Annotated in this window: 20 protein-coding genes and 1 riboswitch; of the genes, 16 read left to right on the forward strand and 4 right to left on the reverse strand. The window is 70.6% G+C overall.

Annotated features, from left to right (window positions below):
- Positions 1-24: 24 nt before the first annotated feature.
- The 4 genes from AC3WQM_RS11340 to AC3WQM_RS11355 form a co-directional block, all read right to left on the reverse strand.
- A complete protein-coding gene (locus AC3WQM_RS11340) occupies positions 25-450 on the reverse strand; it encodes a universal stress protein (protein ID WP_492678749.1) in 426 nt (141 codons plus the stop codon).
- A gap of 73 nt (positions 451-523) precedes the next feature.
- On the reverse strand, positions 524-1351 hold the full coding sequence (locus tag AC3WQM_RS11345; protein WP_492678751.1) for a sulfite exporter TauE/SafE family protein: 828 nt from the start codon (positions 1349-1351) through the stop codon (positions 524-526).
- A gap of 289 nt (positions 1352-1640) precedes the next feature.
- Positions 1641-1991 carry a cell division protein ZapA gene (locus AC3WQM_RS11350; protein ID WP_492678753.1) on the reverse strand — a complete coding sequence of 117 codons (351 nt, stop codon included), beginning with the start codon at positions 1989-1991 and terminating at the stop codon, positions 1641-1643.
- Entirely contained in the window at positions 1988-2215 is a 228-nt protein-coding gene (locus AC3WQM_RS11355) for a hypothetical protein (protein WP_056581479.1), read from the reverse strand. The genes AC3WQM_RS11350 and AC3WQM_RS11355 overlap by 4 nt, the downstream gene beginning before the upstream one ends.
- A 132-nt stretch (positions 2216-2347) precedes the next feature.
- Positions 2348-2587, forward strand: a riboswitch (cobalamin riboswitch).
- Between the two features lie 72 nt (positions 2588-2659).
- Between AC3WQM_RS11355 and AC3WQM_RS11360 the strand changes: the two genes are divergently transcribed.
- The 16 genes from AC3WQM_RS11360 to AC3WQM_RS11435 all read left to right on the forward strand — a co-directional run bounded on the left by AC3WQM_RS11360 (position 2660) and on the right by AC3WQM_RS11435 (position 19034).
- Entirely contained in the window at positions 2660-4606 is a 1947-nt protein-coding gene (locus AC3WQM_RS11360; RefSeq protein WP_492678755.1) for a TonB-dependent receptor domain-containing protein, read from the forward strand.
- Positions 4591-5988: a cobyrinic acid a,c-diamide synthase CobB gene (locus tag AC3WQM_RS11365; RefSeq protein WP_492678757.1), complete on the forward strand. Its 1398-nt coding sequence runs from the start codon at positions 4591-4593 to the stop codon at positions 5986-5988. The genes AC3WQM_RS11360 and AC3WQM_RS11365 overlap by 16 nt, the downstream gene beginning before the upstream one ends.
- On the forward strand, positions 5975-6556 hold the full coding sequence (locus AC3WQM_RS11370) for a bifunctional adenosylcobinamide kinase/adenosylcobinamide-phosphate guanylyltransferase (RefSeq protein ID WP_159271953.1): 582 nt from the start codon (positions 5975-5977) through the stop codon (positions 6554-6556). The genes AC3WQM_RS11365 and AC3WQM_RS11370 overlap by 14 nt, the downstream gene beginning before the upstream one ends.
- 11 nt (positions 6557-6567) lie before the next feature.
- Positions 6568-7434, forward strand: a complete 867-nt coding sequence (locus tag AC3WQM_RS11375; protein ID WP_492678879.1) for an ABC transporter substrate-binding protein — start codon at positions 6568-6570, stop codon at positions 7432-7434.
- A 5-nt stretch (positions 7435-7439) separates the two neighbouring features.
- Complete coding sequence (locus tag AC3WQM_RS11380; RefSeq protein ID WP_492678759.1) at positions 7440-8450, forward strand: FecCD family ABC transporter permease; 1011 nt, start codon at positions 7440-7442, stop codon at positions 8448-8450.
- A complete protein-coding gene (locus AC3WQM_RS11385) occupies positions 8447-9229 on the forward strand; it encodes an ABC transporter ATP-binding protein (protein ID WP_492678761.1) in 783 nt (260 codons plus the stop codon). The genes AC3WQM_RS11380 and AC3WQM_RS11385 overlap by 4 nt, the downstream gene beginning before the upstream one ends.
- Before the next feature lie 64 nt (positions 9230-9293).
- Positions 9294-9863 carry a cob(I)yrinic acid a,c-diamide adenosyltransferase gene (cobO, locus tag AC3WQM_RS11390; RefSeq protein ID WP_095745107.1) on the forward strand — a complete coding sequence of 190 codons (570 nt, stop codon included), beginning with the start codon at positions 9294-9296 and terminating at the stop codon, positions 9861-9863.
- 5 nt (positions 9864-9868) lie between these two features.
- Positions 9869-10567, forward strand: coding sequence for a 5,6-dimethylbenzimidazole synthase (gene bluB / locus AC3WQM_RS11395; RefSeq protein ID WP_492678763.1), 699 nt, complete (start codon positions 9869-9871; stop codon positions 10565-10567).
- On the forward strand, positions 10567-11040 hold the full coding sequence (locus tag AC3WQM_RS11400) for a MotA/TolQ/ExbB proton channel family protein (RefSeq protein WP_095745109.1): 474 nt from the start codon (positions 10567-10569) through the stop codon (positions 11038-11040). The genes bluB and AC3WQM_RS11400 overlap by 1 nt, the downstream gene beginning before the upstream one ends.
- A complete protein-coding gene (locus tag AC3WQM_RS11405) occupies positions 11037-11390 on the forward strand; it encodes a DUF2149 domain-containing protein (RefSeq protein ID WP_070060498.1) in 354 nt (117 codons plus the stop codon). The genes AC3WQM_RS11400 and AC3WQM_RS11405 overlap by 4 nt, the downstream gene beginning before the upstream one ends.
- On the forward strand, positions 11387-15376 hold the full coding sequence (cobN, locus tag AC3WQM_RS11410) for a cobaltochelatase subunit CobN (protein ID WP_492678765.1): 3990 nt from the start codon (positions 11387-11389) through the stop codon (positions 15374-15376). Before AC3WQM_RS11405 ends, cobN begins: the two co-directional genes overlap by 4 nt.
- An 18-nt stretch (positions 15377-15394) precedes the next feature.
- Positions 15395-16375 carry an adenosylcobinamide-phosphate synthase CbiB gene (gene cbiB, locus AC3WQM_RS11415; RefSeq protein WP_492678767.1) on the forward strand — a complete coding sequence of 327 codons (981 nt, stop codon included), beginning with the start codon at positions 15395-15397 and terminating at the stop codon, positions 16373-16375.
- The gene (locus AC3WQM_RS11420; RefSeq protein ID WP_492678769.1) at positions 16372-17388 is read left to right on the forward strand and encodes an aminotransferase class I/II-fold pyridoxal phosphate-dependent enzyme; all 1017 of its coding nucleotides are present in this window, start codon (positions 16372-16374) and stop codon (positions 17386-17388) included. Before cbiB ends, AC3WQM_RS11420 begins: the two co-directional genes overlap by 4 nt.
- A gap of 54 nt (positions 17389-17442) precedes the next feature.
- The gene (locus AC3WQM_RS11425; RefSeq protein WP_056581435.1) at positions 17443-17796 is read left to right on the forward strand and encodes a CidA/LrgA family protein; all 354 of its coding nucleotides are present in this window, start codon (positions 17443-17445) and stop codon (positions 17794-17796) included.
- Complete coding sequence (locus AC3WQM_RS11430) at positions 17793-18521, forward strand: LrgB family protein (protein WP_099796765.1); 729 nt, start codon at positions 17793-17795, stop codon at positions 18519-18521. The genes AC3WQM_RS11425 and AC3WQM_RS11430 overlap by 4 nt, the downstream gene beginning before the upstream one ends.
- 39 nt (positions 18522-18560) lie before the next feature.
- On the forward strand, positions 18561-19034 hold the full coding sequence (locus AC3WQM_RS11435) for an OsmC family protein (RefSeq protein WP_492678771.1): 474 nt from the start codon (positions 18561-18563) through the stop codon (positions 19032-19034).
- The last annotated feature ends 12 nt before the right edge of the window (positions 19035-19046 follow it).

Genomic DNA, 19046 nt, shown 5'->3' on the forward strand with positions numbered 1-19046 from the left:
GTCGCCGGGGGTGACCGGGTCTTCTTACTGGACCAGCAGCACCGAGATGTCGGTCTCGGCCACGACCTTGGTCGCGACCGAGCCCATCAGCGCGCGGCCCAGGATGCCGTGGCCGTGCGTGCCCAGCACGATCAGCTCGGCCTTCGACTCGGTGGCCGACTTGAGGATTTCTTCGGCCGCGTGGCCATGGCGCGCATCGGCGGTGAAGTTGGTCACGCCTTTTTCGGCAAACCAGGCCTTCACCGGGTCGAGCACCTTGGCGTTTTCCTCGGCGTAGTAGTCAGCGACGATTTCCTTGCTGAGGTGTCGTGCCACGTGGCCGGAGATGCCGGTGCAGACATTCACCACCACCAGCTCATGGCCGTCCACGAACATGGCGCGGTTGGCGAGCAGGTAGTTGAGGGCTTTTTGCGTGTAGGCGCTGCCGTCGACTGCGATGAGGATTTTCATGGCTTTCCTTGTACGACTGTGAAGAACTGCCACATAGGATGGCACAGGAAAGCCAGCGAGTGTTTGATATGCCTCAGCCCCGCAGGCCCTTCCAGAGCATGTAGGCGGCCAGCAGGTACAGGATGCTCGCGAACACGCGCTTGAGCTTTTTCACCGGCAGGCTGTGCGCGGCCCTGGCGCCCAGCGGCGCGGTGAACACGCTGCAGGCCGCGATCACCACGAGCGCGGGCAGCCAGATGTAGCCGAAGGCGCCGGCCGGCAGGCCCTGCACCGACTGGCCGCTGAGCACATAGCCCAGCACGTTGGCCACCGCAATGGGAAAGCCCAGCGCCGCGCTGGTCGCCACCGCGTTGTGGATCGCGACGTTGCACCACGTCATGAACGGCACGCTGATGAAGCCACCGCCCGCGCCCACCAGGCCCGAGATGAAGCCGATGGTGCCGCCCGCGGCGAGCTGGCCGCCGGTGCCCGGCATCTGGCGCGTGGGCTTGGGCTTCTTGTCGAGGAACATCTGCGTGGCCGAGAAGCCCACGAACAGCGCGAAGAAGATGGCCAGCGCCGTGCCCTTGAGCAGCGCGAACACGCCCAGGCTGCCCGCGAGGCTGCCGATGACGATGCCGGGGGCCAGGCGCTGCACGATGTCCCAGCGCACCGCGCCACGCTTGTGGTGCGCGCGCACGCTGGACACCGACGTGAAGATGATCGTCGCCATCGAGGTCGCGATCGCCATCTTCACCGCCAGGTCGGCCGGCACGCCGCGCTGGCCCATGATGATCGTGATGAACGGCACCATCAGCATGCCGCCGCCGATGCCCAGGAGGCCCGCGAGGAAACCGGTGCCCAGGCCGAGCGCGGCGAGTTCGGCGATCAGGAGCGGGTCGAGCAGGGCGGTGAAGTTCACGGGGTGTGGGGAAAAAGAGCGGCTGAAAAAGCAACGGCCCCGTGCGGTGAAGCAGGGGGCCGTGGCGGGAAAAGGTGTCTGCAGATGGTGTGCCGGACCCGCATCCTGAACCAGGGTTCAGGTGGGCGAGGGCAGCAGGACTTCGGGTTCATCTGACGCGAGATGATCACGCCCGTCAAGCGATGTACCAAGCCCGGCTCCGGAGAGCATTGGAACAAGGAAATATTAAGCCCGACACGTCTGCAGACAAAATGGATTTTACGCCCCGTCTGCGTCGTGCCGCTTGCCTTCAGAGCAAATGTCCATCGCCCGCCAGGGCCTGATCGAGTCTCTGAATGAGCTGGGCGGCCTGCGGGTCGGTGCCACCGGAGGTTTCGTCGGTGCTCGTTGCAGGTGCAGCAGCAGGGGCCGGTGCGGCGGCAGCAGCGGCAGAACTGGCCTGTTGGGCCGCGAGATCGAAGGCCAGGTTCAGCGAGGCGAGCACGGCGATGCGGTCGCGTGCCTTCACCTTGCCTGCGTCGCGGATCTTGCACATGGCCGCGTCCACGCGGTCGACGGCCTCGCGCAGTTGCGCTTCGCCGCCGTCGGGACAGCCGAGCAAGTAGCTCTGGCCCATGATCTGTACTTCAATCTGCTTCATGCGTGATGGGAATCTTCGGAAGGGGGTTCGGCCGGCAGCCGTTCGAGCAGGGCATCGAGGCGGGTGCGGGCCGCGGCGAGCCGCGACTTCAGGCCGTCGCGTTCACGCGTGAGCGCATCGACCTGTTCCTGCAGCAGCGCGTTGGTGCGCTGCACCTCTTCGTGACGCACGAGCAGGCGTTCCACACGCTCGGCGATCTGGTCGATGGGGCTGGAGGCGGGCATGGTTGGCGATTGTAGTTTCCCGGGAATTCGGAAGGTCTGGCGCACCGCGCGGGCGCGCGCCGGACGTGGCCGAGATTCTGGGGCCTGCGCCGCCGGTGATCAAACCGGGTGTGGCGTGGCCGCCCCGTGGGCCTAAAATCTCGCCCGTTGGTGCTCGCGGCGTGGTTCGCACGGCGCAGTTCAACGGGAAGCAGGAGTGGACGTCCCCCGGGGCCGAAGCCGCCTGCGCTGCCCCCGCAACGGTCAAGCAGACGACGCCGCAAGGCGTCACCCCTTTCCATCCAGCCACTGGGCGCCCTGAAACAGGTGCCTGGGAAGGCGGCAAAGGGTCGATCTGCCAGCCCGGATACCGGCCAACAAGGCGGCTGCCGCATCGGCAGCCATGACGCCCATGGCGCCGGCGGGGAAGCCGGCCAGGGCATAGAAGTTCGTTCGGTTCACCCCATGATTTCCTGTGTTTCCCTCTCCAGCGGCCGCGCCAGCGTGCGCCGCAACCGTCCCGCGTGCCTGCCGCTGACGCTCGCCCTGGCCTCGGCCTTCGGCGGCCTGGCCCTGGTGCCGCTGGCCGCGCAGGCGCAAGCTGCTGCATCTGCCACGCTCGACGAGACCGTCGTCACCGCCAACCGCACGCCGCAGGCGCTGTCGGACCTGGTGGGCGATGTCTCCATCATCGACCGCAAGACCATCGAGCGCAGCGGCGCCACCGGCGTGGCCGACGTGCTGGCGCGCCTGCCCGGCATGGAGATCTCGCGCAGCGGCGGCGTGGGCAACGCCACCAGCGTGTTCATCCGCGGCGCCGAATCGCGCTTCACCGCGGTCTACCTCGATGGCGTGCGCATCGATTCGCAATCGACCGGCGGCGCCGGCTGGGAAGGCATTCCGCTCGCGCAGATCGACCGCATCGAAGTGCTGCGCGGCCCGGCCGCTGCGGTGTACGGCTCGGACGCCGTGGGCGGCGTGATCCAGCTCTTCACCAAGCGCGGCGAGGAGGGCGTGTCGCCCTACGCCGGCATTGGCTTCGGCAGCCACGGCCTGCGCCGGATCGAAGGCGGCGTGAGCGGCAAGTCGGGCCTGCTCGACTACTCGTTCGGCGTCGCGCATGAGGAAAGCAAGGGCTTCAACATCCAGCCGATCGCCAAGCGCACGCCCTCCAAAGACGGCTTCACCAATCCCGACCGCGACGGCTACCGCAGCACCTCGGGCAACCTGAAGCTGGGCTTCCAGATCACGCCCGACCAGCGCATCGACGCCACCTTGCTCACCAGCAACACCGAAGCGGCCTACGACCCCTCGGTGAGCTTTCGCACCAAGCCGCCGATCACCTTCCGCGACGACGTGTCGACCAACGAGCTGCGCACCGCCGGCCTGACCTGGTCGGCCAAGTGGAACGACATCTACAGCACCCGCCTGCAGGCGACCGATTCGCAGACCGTCTACAAGACCCAGCCTTCGTTCTATCGCACCGAAACCCGCCTGCGCGGCTACCTGTTCCAGAACGAATTCCGTTTCGGCGCGCACCTGGTGACCGCCACGCTCGAGCGCCGCGAAGACGCGCTCGAGAACGCGCCGACCACCTCGGCCAAGCTGTTCTCGCGCGACCGCTCGCAGAACGCCGCCGCACTGGGCTACGGCTATGTGAAGGGCCCGCATTCGCTGCAGCTGCACGTGCGCCATGACGACGACAGCGAGTTCGGCGGCAAGACCACCGGCAGCGCCGCCTACGGCTACGCGATCACGCCGAGCCTGCGTGCCACCGTGTCGGCCGGCACCGCGTTCCGCGCGCCCACGCTGTACCAGCGCTTCAGCGAGTACGGCCTGGCGAGCCTGCAGCCCGAATCGAGCCGCAACGTCGAGCTGGGCCTGCAGTACACGGCCGGCGCCACGCAGGCCGGCATCGTGCTGTACCGCAACCGGGTGCAGAACCTGATCGTGTTCGACGGCAGCGCCAAGGGCTGCCAGTCGTCGTTCGGCTGCTACGCCAGCACGGCGCGCGCACGCTACCAGGGCGTGACGCTCACGGGCGGCCACCGCATCGGCGACGTCACGCTGCGCGCTTCGCTCGACTACCAGGACCCGCGCGACCTCGCCACCGACCACCTGCTGGCACGCCGCGCCCGGGCCCACGGCACGCTGGGCGCCGACTGGCGCATCGCCGGCTGGACGCTGGGCGCCGAGGTCCAAAGCTCGGGCAAGCGCTACGACGACGCGGCCAACACCGTCAAGCTCGGCGGCTACACGCTGCTGAACCTGTCGGCCAGCAAGCAGATCACGCGCGACCTGAACCTCGTGGCGCGCGTGGACAATGTGGGCGACAAGGACTACCAGTTCGCACGGCTCTACGCCACCGGGGGCCGCACCGCGTACGTCGGACTCAAGTGGACTCCGCAGTAAACACCCGTCGCCCTTCGCCCGGCGCAGCCGTCACCTGCGCCGCGGTGCTCGTGGCCGCGCCGGCCTCGGGGCAGGGCAAGACCACGGTCGCCGCTGCGCTGGCGCGGCTGCACGTGCGCCAGGGCCGCCGCGTGCGGGCCTTCAAGTGCGGGCCCGACTTCCTCGATCCGCACTGGCTCGCGCTGGCCACCGGCGCGCCGGTGCATTCGCTCGACCTGTGGATGACCGGCGAGGCCGACTGCCGCGCGCGCCTGCATGCCGCCGCGAGCGAGGCCGACCTGGTGATCGTCGAAGGCGTGATGGGCCTGTTCGACGGCACGCCCAGCGCAGCCGAGCTGGCCGAGCGCCTGGGCCTGCCGGTGCTGGCCGTGATCGACGCCCAGGCCATGACCGGCACCTTCGGCGCGCTGGCCTACGGCCTGCAGAACTTCCGCCCGGGCCTGCCCTGGGCCGGCGTGCTCGCCAACCGCGTGGCCAGCGAGCGCCACGCCGACATGCTGAAGGACGCATTGCGCGAGCCCGGCGACTGGCTCGGTGCCTTGCCGCGCAGCGCCGACTTCGCACTCCCCGAGCGCCACCTGGGGCTGGTCGGCGCCGCCGAACTCGGCGATGCGATGGAGCGGCTCGATGCCGCGGCCGACGTGCTCGCCGCCACGCCGCTCGGACAGCGCACGCCCGAGCAATTGCCACAGGTGCGCTTCGAGCCGGAGGCCGCTGCGCTCGTCGCGCCGCTGCTGGCCGGACGCACCATCGCCATCGCGCGCGACACGGCGTTCTCGTTCATCTACCCGGCCAACCTCGAGGTGCTCGAGGCCCTCGGCGCGCGGCTCGCGTTCTTCTCGCCGCTGGCCGACGAACCGCTGCCGCCCTGCGACGCAGCCTGGCTGCCCGGCGGCTATCCCGAGCTGCATGCGGCCGTGCTGTCGGCCAGCGACCGGTTGCGGCTCTCGCTCGCCAACCACGTCACGGCCGGCAAGCCGATCTGGGCCGAGTGCGGCGGCATGATGGCGCTGTTCGACGAACTCGCCACGCGCGACGACGCCGAGCCGACCGACGTGCACCGCCTTTGGGGCGTGCTGCCGGGGAGGGCCGTCATGCAGAAGCGGCTGGCCGGCCTCGGCCCGCAGCAGCTCGACCTGGGCGCGCATGCCTTGCGCGGCCACACCTTTCACTACTCGCGCTGCGAGACGCCGCTCGCGCCCGCCGCGCGCACCGTCGGCACGCGCGGCGGCGAGGCGCTGTACGTGCACGGCCCCGTGCGCGCGAGCTACTTCCATGCGTGGTTCGCGTCCAGCCCGGAAGCGACCGCGCGGCTCTTCAGCGCCATGCCCCTCGAACTCGACAGCCACGCCGCACAGGCGCCCCCCGATGCCCCTCACTGAGCACGAATTCATCCTCGGCGGCCAGAAAAGCGGCAAGTCGCGCCGCGCCGAACAGCGCGCGGCCGACTGGCTGGCGTCCGGGCCCGCATCGCGCCGCGCGGTGCTGATCGCCACCGCACAGGCCCACGACGACGAGATGCGCGAGCGCATCGCGCGCCACCAGGCCGACCGTGCCGAGCGCGTGCCCGGTTTGCAGACCCTCGAGGAGCCGATCGAGCTGGGGCGCGCCATCGTCACGCAGAGCGCGCCCGACACGCTCGTGGTGGTCGACTGCCTCACGCTGTGGCTCACCAACCTGCTGATGCCGCTGCGCACCGAAGGCGCCGCGGTGGTCACGCGCACGCCCTCGGCGCACGCCACGCTGCTGCTCATCGCGTTGCGCGAGGCGCGCGGGCCGGTGGTGCTGGTCGGCAACGAGATCGGCCTGGGCGTGATCCCGCTGGGCCGCGAGACCCGCGCCTTTGTCGATGTGCTCGGCCGGCTGAACCAGGACGTCGCGGCCGCCTGCCACCGCGCGACGCTGATGGTCGCCGGCCTGCCGCTGACGCTGAAGGCGCCCGGCGCATGAACTTCGATCGCATGAAGACCTGGCTGCGCGCGTCGTTGCTCGGGCTCGCCCTGGTGGTGGGCGCGCAGGCGGCGCAGGCCGTCGACGTGGTCGATGAGCGCGGCGTCACCGTGCATCTGGCGCAGCCGCCGCAGCGCATCGTCTCGCTGCTGCCGTCGCTGACCGAAGGCGTCTGCGCGCTCGGCGCCTGCGACCGCCTGATCGGCGTCGACCGTTACTCCAACTCGCCCGCGCAGGTGCGCGCGCTGCCGCAGCTCGGCGGCGGGATCGATCCGAACGTCGAAGCCATCGTCGCGCTCAAGCCCGACGTGGTGTTGCTCGCCAAATCGTCGCGCGTCACGCAGCGACTCGAGGTACTGGGCCTGAAGGTGATCGTGCTCGAACCCAAGAGCCACGCCGACGTGCGGCGCGTATTGAGCGCGCTCGACCAGGTGCTCGGCACGCACGAGGCGCCCGCCGTGTGGCGCGCCATCGACGCAGCCGTGTCGGCCGCGGCGCAGTCGCTGCCCGCCAGCGCCAAGGGCCTGCGCGTGTACTTCGAGGTCAACACTGGCCCTTATGCGGCGGGCGAGTCGTCCTTCATCGGCGAGACGCTCGCGCGGCTGGGCGTGAAGAACATCGTGCCGGCGTCGCTCGGCCCCTTTCCCAAGCTCAACCCCGAGTTCGTGGTGCGCGCGAACCCCGACCTCATCATGGTCAGCGTGCGCAGCGCCATGGGGCTGGAGCAGCGACCCGGTTGGGGCGGCATCCGCGCGGTGCGCGAAGGCCGCGTGTGCCGCTTCGACGCCGAGCAGACCGACGTGGTCGTGCGCCCCGGCCCGCGCATGGACGAGGCCGCGCGCCTGATGGCGCAGTGCCTGTCGGACAAGGGGCGGTGAGCGGCATGCATTCCGTGCACCTGCGTCGCGTGCTGCTGCTCGGTGCCGGCCTGCTGGTGCTGGGCGCGGCGCTGCTGCTTTTCGGCCTGGGCATCGGCAGCACCGGCTTCCAGAGCCTGCTGTCCGCACGGCACGACCCGGTGGCGCTGCAGATCGTGTGGGACATCCGCCTGCCGCGCACCCTCGGTGCATGGCTGGCGGGCGCGCTGCTCGGGCTTGCGGGCGCGGTGGCGCAGGGCCTGTTCCGCAACCCGCTGGCCGATCCGTACCTGCTGGGCAGCGCCTCGGGCGCGTCGCTGGCCGTGGCGCTGGCGCTGATGCTGTTCGGCGGCTCCGTCACCAGCACCCAATGGGTGATGCGCCTGGGGCTCACCGGCGCGGCCTTCGTCGGCGCGGTGGCCGCGGTGCTGCTCACGCTCACGCTGGCGCGCGGCGTGCAGCAGACCCTGCGCCTGCTGCTGGCGGGCGTGATCGTCGGCGTGGTGCTGGGCGCCGCCAAGGACCTCATCACCATCGCCTCGGCCGACATTCTTCAGGCGCTGCAGGGCTTCGTGCTCGGCAGCACCGGGCTGGTCGGCTGGGCAGCCTGCGCCGTGATGGCCGCGGTCGGCGCGGCCTGCCTGCTGCTGGCCTGGGCGCTCGCGCCGGTGCTCGACGGGCTCGCGCTCGGCGAGGCCACGGCGCGCAGCCTCGGGTTGCCGCTGGGCGCCATGCGTGCCGCGCTGGTGGCCGTGCTGGCGCTGGCGACCGGCGCCGCCGTCGCGCAGACCGGCCTGATCGCTTTCGTCGGCCTGGCCGCGCCGCATCTGGTGCGCTCGGTGGTCAAGACCACGCATGCGCGGCTGATCGTGCTGTCGGCGTTGATGGGCGGGCTGCTGCTGATGGCGGCCGACCTGCTGGCGCGCTGGCTGATCGCGCCGCAGGAGCTGCCGGTGGGCGTGCTCACGGCCGTGCTCGGCGGCAGCTACCTGCTGTGGCTGATGCACCGGCGCGGCGCGAAGGGAGGCGGACTGTGAGCCGCACGCCATCCGCCGCGCTCGAAGCGCATGGTCTCAGCGCCACGCTCGGGTCGGTCGAGGTGCTGCACGGCATCGACCTGTCGCTCGCGGCCGGCCGCTGGACCAGCATCGTCGGGCCGAACGGTGCCGGCAAGTCGACGTTGTTGAAAGCGCTGGCAGGGTTGCTCTCACATCGCGGCGAAGTGCGGCTCTTCGGCGAGGCGCAGGCTGCTGTGCCGGCCCGCGTGCGCGCGCGGCGCCTGTCCTGGTTGGGCCAGAGCGGCACGGGTGAGGGCAGTGCCGACGACCTGATGGTCTACGACGTCGCCATGCTGGGGCGGCTGCCACACCAGCGCTGGCTCGCGGCACCCAGCGAAGCCGATCGCGATGCGGTGGAGCGCGCATTGCGCAGCACCCAGGCCTGGGACTGGCGCGACCGTCCGCTGGGGCAGCTGTCGGGCGGCGAGCGGCAGCGTGTGCTGCTGGCGCGTGCGCTGGCGGTCGAGGCCGAACTGCTGCTGATGGACGAGCCGCTGGCCAACCTCGATCCGCCGCATCAGGCGGACTGGATGCAGACGGCACGCGAACTGGTCGCGCAAGGCCGCACCGTGGTCAGCGTGTTGCACGAGCTGCCGATGGCGCTGGCCGCGGATGAACTGGTGGTGATGAATCGGGGGCGGGTGACGCATCACGGTGCTTGTTCCGAACCTGAGACTCACCAGGCGCTGGAGCAGGTGTTCGACCATCGCATTCGCGTGCATCGCGTGGCAGACCAATGGATCGCGTTGCCGCTATGAAGCTTCGCGCCTGTGCACACGCCGTGAACGACAGCGTCAAGAACCCAAGCAAACGGAATACCTCATGCAAATAGAAACCCCTCCCAGCGAAAAGCCCTACGAAAAGCCCGAAGGCGAACGCCGCGGCATCGTCATCGTCAACACCGGCGACGGCAAGGGCAAGAGCACGGCCGCCTTCGGCCTTGCCCTGCGCGCACACGGGCGCGGCAAGGCCGTGAAGATCTACCAGTTCATGAAGGTGCCGTCGGCGCGCTTCGGCGAGCACCGCATGTTCGAGCAGATCGGCATTCCCATCGAAGGCCTGGGCGACGGCTTCAGCTGGAAGAGCCAGGACCTCGAACGTTCGGGCCAGCTCGCGCGCGACGGTTGGGAAAAGGCCAAGGCCGCCATCCTGTCGGGCGACTTCTTCCTCGTGGTGCTCGACGAGATCACCTACCCGCTGATCTACGGCTGGCTGCCGCTCGAAGGCGTGCTCGAGACCCTGCGCGCGCGCCCCAAGCACGTGCACGTCGTGCTCACCGGCCGCCGCTGCCCGCCCGAGATCATCGAGCTGGCCGACACCGTCACCGAGATGCAGATGGTCAAGCACGCGTTCAAGGCCGGCATCCCGGCCCAACGCGGTATCGAAGACTGAACCCGATGACGGCGCACGCGTTCGCGGCCGATGAGGCGAAGGCGGTGTACCGCGCCATCCACGAGCGGCGCGACATGCGCCACTTTGCGGGCGGCGAGGTGGCGCCCGAGGTGCTGCGCCGCCTGCTCGATGCCGCGCACCACGCGCCCAGCGTTGGCTTCATGCAGCCGTGGCGCTTCATCCGCGTGCGCGGCGAAGGGCTGCGCCGGCAGCTGCACGAGGTGGTCGAGCGCGAACGCGTGCTCACCGCCCGCGCGCTCGGCCAACGCGAAGACGAGTTCATGCGTCTCAAGGTACAGGGCGTGCTAGATGCGGCCGAACTGCTGGTGGTGACGCTGGCCGACGGTCGCGAGCCGCATGTGTTCGGGCGCCGCACGCTGCCGCAGATGGACCTGGCCTCGGCCTCCTGCGCGATCCAGAACCTCTGGCTCGCGGCGCGCGCCGAAGGGCTGGGCATGGGCTGGGTGTCGCTGTTCGATCCCGCCGAGCTGGGCGTGCTGCTCGGCCTGCCCGAAGGCGCCGAGCCGATCGCCTTGCTGTGCCTGGGCCCGGTGCATGCGTTCTACGAAGAGCCGATGCTGCAACGCGAACGCTGGGCGAAGCGCGCGCCGCTGGCCTCGCTGGTGTTCGACGAAAGCTGGGGCCGGCCGTCGGACCTGTTCGATCCTTCTTCCACTTCATCTTCTTGCGTGGAGCCCACCTGATGCTGGCCTTCGACACCGTTCTCTTCGAGCTCGCACGCCTGTTCCTCTGGCCCGTGACGCTTGGCGTGCTGCTGTCCTTCGTCTATGCGGTGTACTGCCTCGGCGCCTTCGGCATCGAGTGGTGGCAGCGCCGCCGCGATCCGTCGCGCGCGCTGGTGCTGCAGCGCCACGCACAGGCCAGCCAGGAACAGATGGAGCTGGTCGTGCTCAAGCAACTCGAAGGCGTGCGCCTGTGCAGCCGCGTGGCGCCGATGCTGGGGCTGATCGCCACCATGATTCCCATGGGCCCGGCGCTCGTCGCCGTGGCCTCGGGCGAATCGCAGGGCGTGGCGCAGAGCCTGGCGCCCGCGTTCGCGGCCGTGATCGTGGCGCTGGCCTCGGCCTCGATCACCTTCGTGGTCTACACCGTGCGCCGCCGCTGGCTCATGCGCGAGCTGGTGATGCTGCTCGACGCGCGGGACCGGCTGTCATGAGCCGACGCCAGTTCTCCATCCTGAGCAGCCTGGACAGCGACGACGACGACCCGGTGCTCTCGACCATCAACCTGATCGACGTCTTCATGGTCGTCATCGGCATGCTGATGATCGCGGTCATCAACAACCCGGTGAACCCGTTCTCGCAGGACAAGGTGACGGTCATCCGCCACGAGGGCCAGCCCGACATGGAGATCATCACGCGCGAAGGCCGCAAGGTGACGCGCTTCAAGGCCAGCGGTGCGACGGGGCAGGGCGACGGCGAAAAGGCCGGCACTGCCTGGCGCCTGAAGGACGGCACGATGATCTACGTGCCGGCGGACGCGGTGCCGGCACCGGGCGGGAAGTGACGCGGCTTTTCGTCTTCTGGCTCGGGCTCCTGTGCCTGATGGCGCAGCCTGCGGTGGCGGCCGAGTCGCGTGTCGTGGTGTTGAGCACCGCGCTGGTGTCGCCTGCGCGTGTGGTGCGACTGCAAGCGGCGGCGCGCGAGGCCGGCGTGCCGATGCAGGTGGTGTCGGCTGCGCAGGACACGCCCGATGCGCTCGCCGCCGCGCTTGACGGTGCGCGCTTGCTGGTCATCGATGCGCCGCACCTCAGCGTCGCGCAGTCGGCGGCGGCGCGCTTCGGCGATGTCATTGCGCGAACCTCCGTTCCCTATGTGCAGATCGGCGAATTCGCCCTGGTGGCGAAGGGCCAGAAGCCACCCGAGGTGCCGCCGCTCGCGGCCGAGCGCGGCGTCGATGCGGCCTGGGCGCAGCGCCTGCGCGCCTACTGGCGTTTTCCGGGCGAGGCGAACCTGAAGGCCTCGGTGCAGGCGATGGCGCGGGTCGGCGATTCAGCCGGACTCCCTGACCCCGTGCCGCTGCCGCTCGCGGGCTTCTATCACCCCGACTGGCCGCGCGTCGAAAGCAGCATCGCCGCCGTCGAGGCACTGCCAGGCGGTCAAGGCACCGTCGCCATCGCCGTCAACAGCACCACGCTCACCGGTGACGACACCGGCTGGCTCGACGGCCTGATCGGCACGCTCGCGCAGCGCGGCCTGCGCGCCTATGCCTTCTACGGTCCGCGCCAGCAGAAGGACCTGTTCTTCCGCATGACGCACGCGGGGGAGGGCGATCGCCGCGTGGCCGACCTCCTCATCAACGCCGCGCTGGTATTCAGCCCGAACGAACGCAAGGCCGAGCTCGAGCGCATCGGCGTGCCCGTGCTGCAGACGCTGCCCTCGCTGGCCATGGACGCGGCGCAATGGGCGCGCAGTAGGGACGGCCTGGCGCAGACCGACATCGCGGCCTACTACAGCCCGAGCGAACTCGCAGGCATGACCGACCCGATGCTCGTGACGGCACGCGACGCCGTCACCGGCAGCCTGCAGCCACTGCCCGCGCAGATCGACGCCGTCGCCGACAAGGCCGCCGCGCTGCTGCACCTGCGGCGCACGCCCGCCGCCGAACGCCGCGTGGCGATGCTGGTCTACAACTACCCGCCGGGCGAGGCGAACTTCGGCGCGTCGTTCCTCAACGTGCCGCGCAGCGTCGACCGGATGCTGTCCGCGATGCAGGCGGCCGGCTACCGCACCGAGGCGCCGGGCGCGGAGAAGGTCATCGCGCAGGTGCAGGCCACGATGAAGGCCTACTACCCGACGGCACAAGGCGGCGATGCGCTGCAGCCGCTGCTCGACCAGGGTCTGGCCGACACGTTGCCGTTGTCGCAGTACCTCGCCTGGTTCCGCGCGCTCCCCGCGGAGACGCAACGCCGCATCGAGGCCTACTGGGGCCCGCCCGAGGCCTCGAAGATGCTGCGGCCCGTGGGCGGCGCGCCAGCCTTCGTGGTGCCGCGCGTGCAGTTCGGCCAAGTGGTCGTGCTGCGCCAGCCGCCGCGCTTCGAGCCCGGCACGCAGGTGGCCGACAAGGCGCAGCAGGTGTACCACCGCGCGGCCGTGCCGCTGAGCCACGGCTACCTCGCGACCTACCTCTGGCTGCGCAGCCGCTTCGGCGCCGACGCGCTGGTGCACGTGGGCACGCACGGCACGGTCGAGTGGTCGGCAGGCAAGGAGCGCGGGCTCTCGGTGCAGGACGATTCGTTGCTCGCGCTGGGCGAGGTGCCCAACGTCTATCCGTACATCATGGACAACCTCGGCGAGGCGACCACCGCCAAGCGCCGCGGCCGCGCGACCATGGTGAGCCACTCGACCCCGATGTTTGCGCCCGCGGGCTTCCGACCCGGCGTGCGGGACATGCACGAACGCCTGCACGACTGGGAAACGCTGTCGCCCGGCGCGGTAAAGACCGCGCTGGAACGGCGCCTCACCACCGACTTCGTCGCGCAGCACTACGACCGCGACCTGCAATGGACGCCCGCGCGCATCCGCGCCGATTTCGCCGGCTTCATCGCCGTGCTGCATCCGTACCTCGACGAGCTCGCGCAGACCGCGCAGCCGCTGGGCCTGGCCACCTTCGGCGAGGCGCCCGATGCGCAGCGGCGGCGCCAGACGATCCTGCAGATCCTCGGTAAGCCCGTGGCGCAGGCGATGGGCGAAGACCTGGACGAGATGTTTCTCACCGACGCGCAGGGCATCGCAGCGTCGAAGCCTGCGCGCTGGCTGGAGGCCGTGCTGGCGGGCAACGACACGGCCGACGCTGAACCTCTGCGCACCCTGGCCGCGCGGGCCCGCGCGCTCGACGCCGTGCTGGCCCACAACGAGGAAATCGAAGGCCTGCTCACCGCGCTCGACGGCCGTTACCTGAAGTCGCGCTACGGCGGCGACCCGGTGCGCGACCCCGTCAGCCTGCCGACCGGGCGCAACCTCTACGGCTTCGACCCCAGCCGCGTGCCCACGCGCGCCGCCTGGGACACCGGCGTCGCCGCGATGGACGACTGGATCGCCGCGCACGCCCGCACCCACGGCGGCCGTGCGCCGCAGAAGATCGCCTTCACGCTCTGGGCCGGCGAGGCCTCGCGCCACCAGGGCGTGACCGAGAGCCAGGCCTTCCACGCACTCGGCGTAAAGCCGCGCTGGGACGAGGCCGGGCGCATGGTCGGCATCGAGGTCGTGCCGGCCGCGGTGCTGAAGCGGCCGCGCATGGACGTGCTGATCAGCGTCACCGGCTCGTACCGCGACCAGTTCCCGCACGTGATGCGCTGGCTCGACGAGGCCGTGCAGCAGGTGGCCGCGCTCGACGAGCCCGGCAACGCCGTCGCGCAGCACAGCGAGGCGATGGCGCGCACGCTGCGTGCCGGGGGCGCGACGGCGGCCGAGGCGCGGCGCTGGTCGACCGCGCGCGTGTTCTCGAACGAGCAGGGCAGCTACGGCGCCGGGCTCGAGGAAGCGGTGCTCGCCACCGAACTCTGGAAGGGCCAGCAGCGCGGCGGCGGCGACGCGCAGATGGCGGGGCTCTACATGGACCGCATGGGCCACGCCTACGGGCGCGGCCTCGACGGCGCGGCGCGCCCGGGTGCCTTCGCGGGCAACCTCGCGCAGGTCGATGCGGCGCTGATGGCGCGCACCTCCAACCTCTACGGCGTGCTGACCAACGACGACCCGTTCCAGTACCTGGGCGGCATCGCGCTGGCTGTGCGCCACCTCACGGGCAAGGACCCGGCGCTGTACGTGCAGAACCTGCGGGACAGCGCGGCGGTGCGCACCGACACCGCCGCCGGCGCCATCGCGCGCGAGATGCAGACGCGCTACCTGCACCCCCAGTGGATCGAGGCGCAGAAGGCCGAGGGCTACAGCGGCGCGCTGCAGGTGCTCAAGACCGCGCAGTTCCTCTGGGGCTGGCAGGCGACCGCGCCCGCCGCCGTGCGCGCGGACCACTGGCAGTCGTTGCACGAGGTCTATGTGCGCGACACCTACAAGCTCGGCACGCGGCAGTGGCTGGAGCGCGAGAACCGCGCCGCGTTCGCGCAGACGCTGGAGCGCATGCTCGATGCCGTGCGGCTGAACTACTGGAAGCCCGATGCCGCGACGCGGCGCGAGCTGGCGCAGGCCTACACGGAGGCGGTGCGCGCCACGGGTCTGCGGGAGCGCAACGAGGTGGTGCAGCGGTTTGCGCAGGCTGCGTTCGCGCCGTCGCCTGTCACTGCTCCTGCACCGGTCGTCGTCGCACCCGCCGTCGCGCCCGTCGAAGCGAGCCAGCCCGCACCCGCATCGCCCGCCGCAGCGGACCTCGCACAACCGGTGGCCGGCCTCCAGCTGAAGCCCGTCGCCGACACCCCATCGCCCCCGCCGCCATCCGCCGTGCTGCCGCGCCTGCTCGCCGCATTCGGCGCAGCCTTGCTGCTGGCCCTCGGCGCGCTGGTGCAATGGCGGCGCGGCCGGGCCGTGCCTGCCGCCTGATTCACGAGAATGCCTGCCATGCCCGCGCTCGATCCCTTCACCGTCTTCGCCCTCGCGCTGGTCGCCGCCTTGTGGCTGGCGCTGGCCGTCGACCGCTGGCTGGGCGAGCCGCCCGCCGCGCTGCATCCGGTCGTGTGGATGGGGCGCTACCTGGACTGGATGGGCAGCCGCCTCGCACCGCGCGCGGCCGACGCGAAGCCGCGCGACCTGCCCGGCTTCGCGATGGGGGCACTCAGCTGGTGCGTGGGTGCGATGGCCGCGTTCGCCGTCGCGTCGGCGGTGCAGAGCCTGGCGATGCAATGGCTGCCGGTCTGGGCCATGGCCGTGGTGCTCGGGCTCGCGTTCAAGCCGCTCTTTGCATGGCGCATGCTGCGCGACGAGGTGCAGGCGGTCGAAGCCGCGCTGGGCGAATCGCTCGAGGCGGGCCGCGCACGGCTCGCGCGCCTCGTGAGCCGCGATGTCTCGCTGCTGAGCGAGCGCGAAGTGCGCGAGAGCGCCATCGAGTCGCTGGCCGAGAACCTCAACGACTCGCTGGTGGCGCCCGTGTTCTGGTTCGTGCTGTTCGGCCTGCCCGGCGCGGCGCTCTACCGCTTCGCCAACACCGCCGATGCCATGTGGGGCTACCGCGGCGAACGCGGCGGGCGCGACTGGACCTGGTTCGGCAAGTGGGCCGCGCGCGCCGACGACGTGCTCTCGTGGCTGCCCGCACGCCTCACCGTGCTGCTGTTGGCCCTCGCGGTCGGCCGCTGGCCGCGCGGCGTGGCCCGCGAGGCGCGCCGCACGCCGTCGCCGAACAGCGGCTGGCCGATGGGGGCGATGGCGCTGTTGCTGGGCGTGCGGCTCGCCAAGCCGGGTGTCTATGCGCTGAACGGGGAAGGGCGCGCCGCCACGTCGGCCGACACCGCGCGCACCGCGCGACTCGGCGAACGGGCGGCGTGGGGGCTGGCGGTGATCGCTTCGCTGGCGATGCTGTCGCCGTTGCTGGCGAGGTGGGCATGACGACCCCCGCCATGGTGCACGGCGGCCCCGACGAGACGGGCGCCGCGCCGCACGACTTCTCGACCAACGGCAACGCGGTCGGCTCGTGCCCTGCGGTGCTGGCTGCGCTGCGCGAGGCCGACGCGGCGCACTATCCCGATCCGCGCTACACCGCGCTGCGTTCCGCGCTCGCCGATTTCCACGGAGTGGCCGTGGAGCGCATCGCGATCGCCGCGAGCGCGAGCGAATTCATCCACCGCATCAGCGCCGCCGTGGCGCAAGCAGGCGGCGAAGATGTCTGGCTGCCCGCGCACAGCTACGGCGACTACGAACGTTCGACCTTGGCCTGGGGCCTCGGCGTGCGGCGCGCACCCGAGGAGGCCGACGGCGCCGCGCTGCGCTGGTGCTGCGAACCGTCGAGCCCGTTCGGCCAGCCGCAGCCCGACATTGCCGAACATGCTGCGAGCGATGCCGTTTGCGTGCTCGACATGGCCTACGAGCCGCTGCGCCTTGAAGGCCAGCCGTCGCACGACGCCGCGCAGCGCGATCGCCTCTGGCAGCTGTGGACACCGAACAAGGCCATGGGCCTCACGGGCATCCGCGCCGCCTACGCCATTGCTCCCGCGAACGCCGAGGTGGCAGGCCCGCTGCTGGCGCGGCTCGCGCGCCTCGCGCCGTCGTGGCCGCTGGGCACGCACGGCGTCGCGCTGCTCACGACCTGGATCACCGACGAAGCGCAAGGCTGGCTCGCGCGCAGCCTCGACATCCTGCGCGACTGGAAAGCGCGGCAGCGCGCTGTGTGCGAATCGCTGGGCTGGCAGGTGCTGTCCGGCGACGCCAACTTCTTCGGTGCGCAGCCCGATGTGCCATACCCGCCCCGCGCCGCCGCGCTGCGCGCCGAGGGCATCAAGCTGCGCGACTGCGCCTCCTTTGGCCTGCCCGGGCACCTGCGCCTGGGCGTGCTGCCGCCGGCCAGCCAGCAGGCCTTGAAGACCGCGTGGGCGAGGGCCAGCGCCGCACGACACAGCGGCTGAACGCACCTCGCACCACAATAGGGCCGTCTCAAGAAAAGGAAAACGAACAGGCCCATGCTCTACGCCATCACCACGCTCTTCCTGTGCCAGCTTGCCGGCGAACTGCTCGTGCAGTGGCTGTCGCTGCCGATTCCCGGTCCGCTGATCGGCATGCTGCTGCTGTTCGTCGGCCTGCTGGTGCGCGGCGGCGTGCCGCAGGAGCTGACCGACACCTCGGGCCACCTGCTGCGCAACCTGATGCTGCTGTTCATCCCGGCGGTGACCGGCGTCATGCTGCATTTCGAGCGGGTGGGGCGCGAGTGGCTGCCGTTCCTGGCGGCCGGTGTCGTGGGCGGTGCCTTCACGATGGCAGTGACCGCGCTCACGCTGCGCTGGATGATCCGCATCACCGGCAAGGACGCGGAATGAACGCGCCCGCCAAGCTCTCCGAGATCTGGGTCTTCCTGGCCCAGTCGCCGCTGCTGTGGCTGTCGCTCACGCTGCTGGCCTACCTGGGCGCGCTGTGGCTGCACGCGCGCAGCGGGCGCAACCCGATGGTCAACCCGGTGCTGGTGTCGGTGATCGTCATCGTGGGCGTGCTGCTGCTCACGCGCACGCCCTACGACACCTACTTCGAGGGTGCCAAGTTCGTCCACTTCCTCATCGGCCCGGCCACCGTGGCACTGGCCGTGCCGCTGTACAGCCAGGTCGGCCGGCTGCGGCGCCTGTGGCTGCCGATCGGCGTGGCGCTGCTGGTGGGCTCGGTCGCTGCCATCGTGTCGGCCATCGGCATCGGCTGGGTGCTCGGCGGTTCGCACGAGCTCCTGATGTCGCTCGCACCCAAGTCGGCCACCATGCCGATCGCGATGGGCGTGGCCGAAAAGATCGGCGGCCTGCCGTCGTTGGCGGCCGTGGCCGCGGCCATCGCCGGCATCTCGGGCGCGATCATGGCCACGGGCTTGCTGAATCTGCTGCGCATCAAGGAACCCGCCGTGCGCGGCTTTGCCGTCGGCATGGCGGCGCACGGCATCGGCACGGCGCGCGCCATCCAGGTGAACGAAACCGCGGGCGCGTTCTCGGCGCTGGCGATGGGGCTCAACGGCATCGCGACCGCGCTGCTGGTGCCGCTGATCGTGAAGCTGATGAGCGTCTGACATTCGATCATTCATTCCATCCATCGAGGAGCACGACCCATGTCCGAGTACACCGCCGAGATCGTCTGGGAGCGGGGCGACCAGGACTTCCTGGCCAACACCTACAGCCGCCACCACGTGCTGCGCTTCGACGGCGGCGCGCAGGTGCCGGGCTCCTCGTCGCCGCACGTGGTGCCGCTGCCGTTCTCCGACGCATCGGCGGTCGATCCGGAAGAGATGTTCGTGGCCTCGCTGTCCAGCTGCCACATGCTGTGGTTCCTCACCATGGCGGTGAAGCGCAAGTTCGTGGTCGACCGTTATGTCGATGCGGCCACAGGCGTGATGGAGAAGAACGCCGAGGGAAAGATGGCGATGACCGTCGTCACGCTGCGACCTCAGGTCAGGTTTTCGGGTGAGAACCTGCCGACGCGGGAGCAGATCGAGCACCTGCACCATCGGGCGCATGAGGAGTGCTTCATTGCGAATTCGGTGAAGACCGAGGTGAGGTGCGAGCCGGTCTACGAGAGCTCCTGAAGCGATCATCAG

Source organism: Variovorax sp. FW301-JW7, from assembly GCF_058788795.1.

Excerpts from the sequence above, each read along its gene's own strand:
- AC3WQM_RS11340 (WP_492678749.1), bottom strand. The coding sequence starts at position 450 with ATGAAAATCCTCATCGCAGTCGACGGCAGCGCCTACACGCAAAAAGCC.
- AC3WQM_RS11350 (WP_492678753.1), bottom strand. The coding sequence starts at position 1,991 with ATGAAGCAGATTGAAGTACAGATCATGGGCCAGAGCTACTTGCTCGGC.
- AC3WQM_RS11355 (WP_056581479.1), bottom strand. The coding sequence starts at position 2,215 with ATGCCCGCCTCCAGCCCCATCGACCAGATCGCCGAGCGTGTGGAACGC.
- AC3WQM_RS11360 (WP_492678755.1), top strand. The coding sequence starts at position 2,660 with ATGATTTCCTGTGTTTCCCTCTCCAGCGGCCGCGCCAGCGTGCGCCGC.
- AC3WQM_RS11370 (WP_159271953.1), top strand. The coding sequence starts at position 5,975 with ATGCCCCTCACTGAGCACGAATTCATCCTCGGCGGCCAGAAAAGCGGC.
- AC3WQM_RS11375 (WP_492678879.1), top strand. The coding sequence starts at position 6,568 with ATGAAGACCTGGCTGCGCGCGTCGTTGCTCGGGCTCGCCCTGGTGGTG.
- AC3WQM_RS11380 (WP_492678759.1), top strand. The coding sequence starts at position 7,440 with ATGCATTCCGTGCACCTGCGTCGCGTGCTGCTGCTCGGTGCCGGCCTG.
- cobO (WP_095745107.1), top strand. The coding sequence starts at position 9,294 with ATGCAAATAGAAACCCCTCCCAGCGAAAAGCCCTACGAAAAGCCCGAA.
- bluB (WP_492678763.1), top strand. The coding sequence starts at position 9,869 with ATGACGGCGCACGCGTTCGCGGCCGATGAGGCGAAGGCGGTGTACCGC.
- AC3WQM_RS11400 (WP_095745109.1), top strand. The coding sequence starts at position 10,567 with ATGCTGGCCTTCGACACCGTTCTCTTCGAGCTCGCACGCCTGTTCCTC.
- AC3WQM_RS11405 (WP_070060498.1), top strand. The coding sequence starts at position 11,037 with ATGAGCCGACGCCAGTTCTCCATCCTGAGCAGCCTGGACAGCGACGAC.
- cbiB (WP_492678767.1), top strand. The coding sequence starts at position 15,395 with ATGCCCGCGCTCGATCCCTTCACCGTCTTCGCCCTCGCGCTGGTCGCC.
- AC3WQM_RS11420 (WP_492678769.1), top strand. The coding sequence starts at position 16,372 with ATGACGACCCCCGCCATGGTGCACGGCGGCCCCGACGAGACGGGCGCC.
- AC3WQM_RS11425 (WP_056581435.1), top strand. The coding sequence starts at position 17,443 with ATGCTCTACGCCATCACCACGCTCTTCCTGTGCCAGCTTGCCGGCGAA.
- AC3WQM_RS11430 (WP_099796765.1), top strand. The coding sequence starts at position 17,793 with ATGAACGCGCCCGCCAAGCTCTCCGAGATCTGGGTCTTCCTGGCCCAG.
- AC3WQM_RS11435 (WP_492678771.1), top strand. The coding sequence starts at position 18,561 with ATGTCCGAGTACACCGCCGAGATCGTCTGGGAGCGGGGCGACCAGGAC.